The sequence below is a fragment of the Anaerosporobacter sp. genome, from assembly GCF_965301125.1.
On record NZ_CBDLAM010000269.1, the window covers coordinates 1 to 3,968 of the forward strand.

Below are 3,968 nucleotides of genomic sequence, written 5' to 3' on the forward strand. Positions count from 1 at the left end.
CATTATTATTGATTACATCAAGAATATTGCCTCTGATTCCTGTAAGCTGATCTACACTAAGTACACCTTCTAATGCTATGATACTTTGTTCATTATCATTGAAACAAATATCTAAGTCCTTTACCTTATCTACAATTGCATCACATGATTCAATAACTCTCATCTTTTCATATATCTGATTTACTAATTCATTTGAATTCTTTAAAATCTCTTCTCTTACCATAATCTTATTCCTCCTCATTGAATTTTTTAAGTGTTTCATTTAGTGCATACATACTATCTAATTTTGACTGAGTCTTTTCTAATGATGCTTTATCATATCTAAATATATCTACCTTGCTATTAAACTTACGAAGAAAGTCTAATATGACACTCGGTGGTAACTTCATATCAGTATTCATTGTATCCGCCATCGCTGTTGCTATAATCATTAGTTCTTCTTTTGACCTCATACGTGCTATTGCTGTTAATTCTGTAGATTTTACATTCAAAGGTAGGTTATTGGCACCACGATAATTTACTTCTCTGGTTAAACCCTCTATACCTTCTTTATTGGCTATTTGTAACGCATGAGCCATACCCTCTAGATAAAGTTTCTGTTCCTTTGTGATCTTTGCCATTGTAACGCTCCTCTCTTATTTGTAAAAATGGTTATATAATTTTCTTATCACCGTTTACTAGCTTCACTAAATTTTAGTTTTGATATGTTATGTAAAATTTGTTTAGCAGTCTTCTTCCTCATAATATTCATCTTCTGATAAACAACAATCTGAACACTCATAATGTCTAAAATCAATCTCTTGGCATACCACACAATCATAATCAAACCCCAAACACTCCATACCTTTTGATGGTGTATTTAAAGTATTATTATTGTTTATACATTTACAATCAGTATTGTGTAGACATTCAGTTACTTTACAATCCATCTTTATCACCTCTACTAAATCCTAATTCTCTTCATTTTCATATGGACAATTTTCTATACCTGCATCTACTAATAGTTGTTCATATTCTTCATCACTTAAAGCTTCAAATTTTTCAAATAACCTGTTAAAATAATCTTCCATGTCCACCTCTTGTTCTATAAATCTTAATTTTCCTTTACATGATTATGCTTAGCATCCCTATAACTTCATACATTCATTCATAACACTTTCAACAACATTATTGTGTCATTAGAGTTATTGGGTAATTTTTACTATTTAATTTACATAATTTGTATGTTACTTTGTATTTATAAAATATAAAAGAAAGGGTGTTTATATGAAAAAAAGTCTTAAAATTATTGTTTCTCTCATGTGTGTACTAGTTCTTACTTTAAGCCCACTAAACGTTAATGTAGCAAAAGCGAATTCAGGTCTAACTTATCAAACAATAACTGAAAATAGTCGCTCATTTGCCTATCTCCCTGATCCTTTAAGATTAGATCGCGGTCAAGATGCAGTACTAATAGATGCCTATACATTTGACTATTGGAAAGTACCTGCGGGAGATGATTTTTACTTCTATGTAAATCTTGCATACAGGACAAATTTTGAACTTGTAATGGTTTATGATGGTGAGATACACACTTATAATGTAAATGACGACATGACGTTTTTTATAAAAATTCCAGCATCATCTCAGGATAAATCAATCTATATTGCTTTACAGCCTGATTATAATTCTACTGTTTACATTAATGGTTGGGGTGCTTCGTGGCAATAATCTATTAAGCAATTATAATTACAAAAGCTAGGTTTATACATATTCAGATTCTTCCAATGGTGTCACTAATTGTGACACCATTTATATATATTTTCTATTGTTTTTAACTCTTCCTCTTATTATTTTGTTCTGTAATTTCTCTCTGTAAGTATACAAACTACAAAGTGATATTTCATTCATTACTGCTTTCTTTATTCTTCATTTTTTCTCTACAATCAATCATACCAATAAAGCAATAAAATATAGTACCAGAAGCAATAGCTAATAATGATGTAACAAAAGAAGCAAACAAACTTTCACTAAATATACACAAAATAATATCACCCAATATCAAACCTGTACAAAATGTAATAAAAAGTATTTTATTAAAATTACTCCACTCTCTCATTTTATCTCCAATCTGCCTCAATAGTCTAAATACTAAGGATGTAGACTACCTTTTCCAAAATCCTAATTCAGTTTTGCCTAGTAAAATCATCTACTTCTCTTTCAATTTCTACTTCATTTTCATCAAGTTTGAGTTTCTTATCTCCTGTACTTTTGTTTACGTAATAAGTACAGAATCCATCTACTACTTTATAGTACTCATTTACCATAGATGACTCCCCTTTCTTACTCTTATCATTCAATCACTCTTTATTCCCTAAACTATCATTTACTATTCATTCGTTCTATTTGTCTTACTATTTTTAAATCGGATACCTTAATAACTTCATTCCCACATTTAAGCAACATCTTTAATTGAGCCAACATAATCTCAACGTCTGCAATCTCTTCGACCAGGTTTTCGTATTCCTTGTTGTTAACCATATCATTGAAATCAAATGAAGTTCTCTCTCCACATTGAAGAAACTTTCTCCAGTATTTATTAATTGCCTGGATCAGTTCGGAGCACTCCTCAATGCACTGTCTACTCTGCTTATCATAGCCGTAATGTATTGCTATCTTGCGTAATTCACTAGGATCTACTTCTATATATTCCTTACACTCTATTAAGCAGCCTATGTTATCGCCACCATTGCAACTGCATGTATTACATTCTTTCTCTATACCATCTGTATACAAATCAGCACATTCTTTATATTCATTTTCCATTTCACTATTGATATAGACTTTAATAAATTTCCTCATTGACTTACCTCCTTGGGTTGCTTCTTTGATAAAAATATCCTTTCTAACACACACAGCAGCTCTACACATATGTCATTACACATTTTGCATTGATACTTATGGCATAGTTCATGAACTTCATTACACACTTCAATCCACTCTTCATCCAGATACACATTAAAGTGCTTTGTATATATGTTATAGGTATCAGTAAGAATCTTAGGTACTAACTCTTGTGATGTTGTTGGAAGGTTAGAGGCTATAGCTTTAAATAACCCCTCACTTCCGTAAGATCTGTAAAGCGTGAACACTCCTGCATAGATTCCTTTTACATCAGTCATGTATCACACAACCTTTCTTCCTATAGCTTGTCTTACGTTTCTTCCAAGCATTTTCACAGAATCCAATGTCATCTACATAATCAAGGCATATAGCATCTTTTTTGCCGTCAGCAGTACGGCCAATACGACCTATTGATTGAGTAACTACCGCGTAATCTTTTTTTGGTAATGCTAAGAACAATCTATCAAGTTGAGGTATATCAAGTCCCTCTTTCGCCAAACTATAACTTGCGAATAGCACTTTTGCTTTACCAGTTCTCATATCATCAAGTGCCTGCACTCTTTCTGCTCTAGCCTTCTTGCTTGTCATAGAACCATTAATAAAACGCATTGCACTAGCCGGTATAAATTCACTTGCATGATTCTGTATTTCCTTTAAATGCTCAAGACGATCTGATAGCACTAAACAGCTATGACCTGCTCTGTACTCTACATCGATATCCTCACCAATCATCTTGTTTCTGTTATAGACCTCACATAAGTATTTAATCATCTCTTGATAGATAAGTGTTCCATCAGTATCCAAACAACACTCTGATACTTTTATTCCAGTATTACGTTTCCACACTGTTACCTTCATAGTCTTATCAGCTACTGCTGACTCTGGTACCGAATAAATTACTGGACCAAGTAAAGCAAATGTTGACTTTATCAATCCATCACTCCTATGTACTGTTGCTGATAATCCATATTTATGTCTTGCAGCAAGTGAGTTAATTACCTTCGAAAACATGCTTACACTTGTTGGGGAACCAGCGCATCTGTGACATTCATCAACTATAATCACATCAAAACTATACTTGAATT

Annotated in this window: 9 protein-coding genes; 1 reads left to right on the top strand and 8 read right to left on the bottom strand. The window is 32.4% G+C overall.

Going from position 1 to position 3,968, the window contains the following annotated elements:
• From ACW2QF_RS18415 to ACW2QF_RS18425, 3 genes are all read right to left on the bottom strand, one after another.
• The coding region (locus ACW2QF_RS18415; RefSeq protein WP_455717477.1) for a hypothetical protein at positions 1–223 on the bottom strand (223 nt) is incomplete at its 3' end.
• A gap of 4 nt (positions 224–227) precedes the next feature.
• On the bottom strand, positions 228–620 hold the full coding sequence (locus ACW2QF_RS18420; protein ID WP_455717478.1) for a hypothetical protein: 393 nt from the start codon (positions 618–620) through the stop codon (positions 228–230).
• A 102-nt stretch (positions 621–722) separates the two neighbouring features.
• A complete protein-coding gene (locus ACW2QF_RS18425) occupies positions 723–929 on the bottom strand; it encodes a hypothetical protein (protein WP_455717479.1) in 207 nt (68 codons plus the stop codon).
• 337 nt (positions 930–1,266) lie between these two features.
• Here ACW2QF_RS18425 and ACW2QF_RS18430 point away from each other — a divergent pair, with 337 nt between their 5' ends.
• Positions 1,267–1,710 carry a hypothetical protein gene (locus ACW2QF_RS18430; RefSeq protein WP_455717480.1) on the top strand — a complete coding sequence of 148 codons (444 nt, stop codon included), beginning with the start codon at positions 1,267–1,269 and terminating at the stop codon, positions 1,708–1,710.
• 172 nt (positions 1,711–1,882) lie between these two features.
• On the opposite strand, the gene ACW2QF_RS18435 is transcribed toward ACW2QF_RS18430, so the two are convergent.
• From ACW2QF_RS18435 to ACW2QF_RS18455, 5 genes are all read right to left on the bottom strand, one after another.
• Positions 1,883–2,098, bottom strand: coding sequence for a hypothetical protein (locus ACW2QF_RS18435; RefSeq protein ID WP_455717481.1), 216 nt, complete (start codon positions 2,096–2,098; stop codon positions 1,883–1,885).
• A 67-nt stretch (positions 2,099–2,165) separates the two neighbouring features.
• Complete coding sequence (locus tag ACW2QF_RS18440) at positions 2,166–2,339, bottom strand: hypothetical protein (RefSeq protein WP_455717482.1); 174 nt, start codon at positions 2,337–2,339, stop codon at positions 2,166–2,168.
• Between the two features lie 22 nt (positions 2,340–2,361).
• Positions 2,362–2,841: a hypothetical protein gene (locus ACW2QF_RS18445; RefSeq protein WP_455717483.1), complete on the bottom strand. Its 480-nt coding sequence runs from the start codon at positions 2,839–2,841 to the stop codon at positions 2,362–2,364.
• Complete coding sequence (locus tag ACW2QF_RS18450) at positions 2,838–3,161, bottom strand: hypothetical protein (RefSeq protein WP_455715352.1); 324 nt, start codon at positions 3,159–3,161, stop codon at positions 2,838–2,840. The genes ACW2QF_RS18445 and ACW2QF_RS18450 overlap by 4 nt, the downstream gene beginning before the upstream one ends.
• The coding region (locus tag ACW2QF_RS18455) for a DEAD/DEAH box helicase (RefSeq protein ID WP_455717484.1) at positions 3,154–3,968 on the bottom strand (815 nt) is incomplete at its 5' end. The genes ACW2QF_RS18455 and ACW2QF_RS18450, both read right to left, overlap by 8 nt.

Bases quoted from the DNA above. Each gene is read 5' to 3' on its own strand.
- ACW2QF_RS18445 (WP_455717483.1), bottom strand. From the start codon at position 2,841: ATGAGGAAATTTATTAAAGTCTATATCAATAGTGAAATGGAAAATGAA.
- ACW2QF_RS18420 (WP_455717478.1), bottom strand. From the start codon at position 620: ATGGCAAAGATCACAAAGGAACAGAAACTTTATCTAGAGGGTATGGCT.
- ACW2QF_RS18435 (WP_455717481.1), bottom strand. From the start codon at position 2,098: ATGAGAGAGTGGAGTAATTTTAATAAAATACTTTTTATTACATTTTGT.
- ACW2QF_RS18450 (WP_455715352.1), bottom strand. From the start codon at position 3,161: ATGACTGATGTAAAAGGAATCTATGCAGGAGTGTTCACGCTTTACAGA.
- ACW2QF_RS18425 (WP_455717479.1), bottom strand. From the start codon at position 929: ATGGATTGTAAAGTAACTGAATGTCTACACAATACTGATTGTAAATGT.
- ACW2QF_RS18430 (WP_455717480.1), top strand. From the start codon at position 1,267: ATGAAAAAAAGTCTTAAAATTATTGTTTCTCTCATGTGTGTACTAGTT.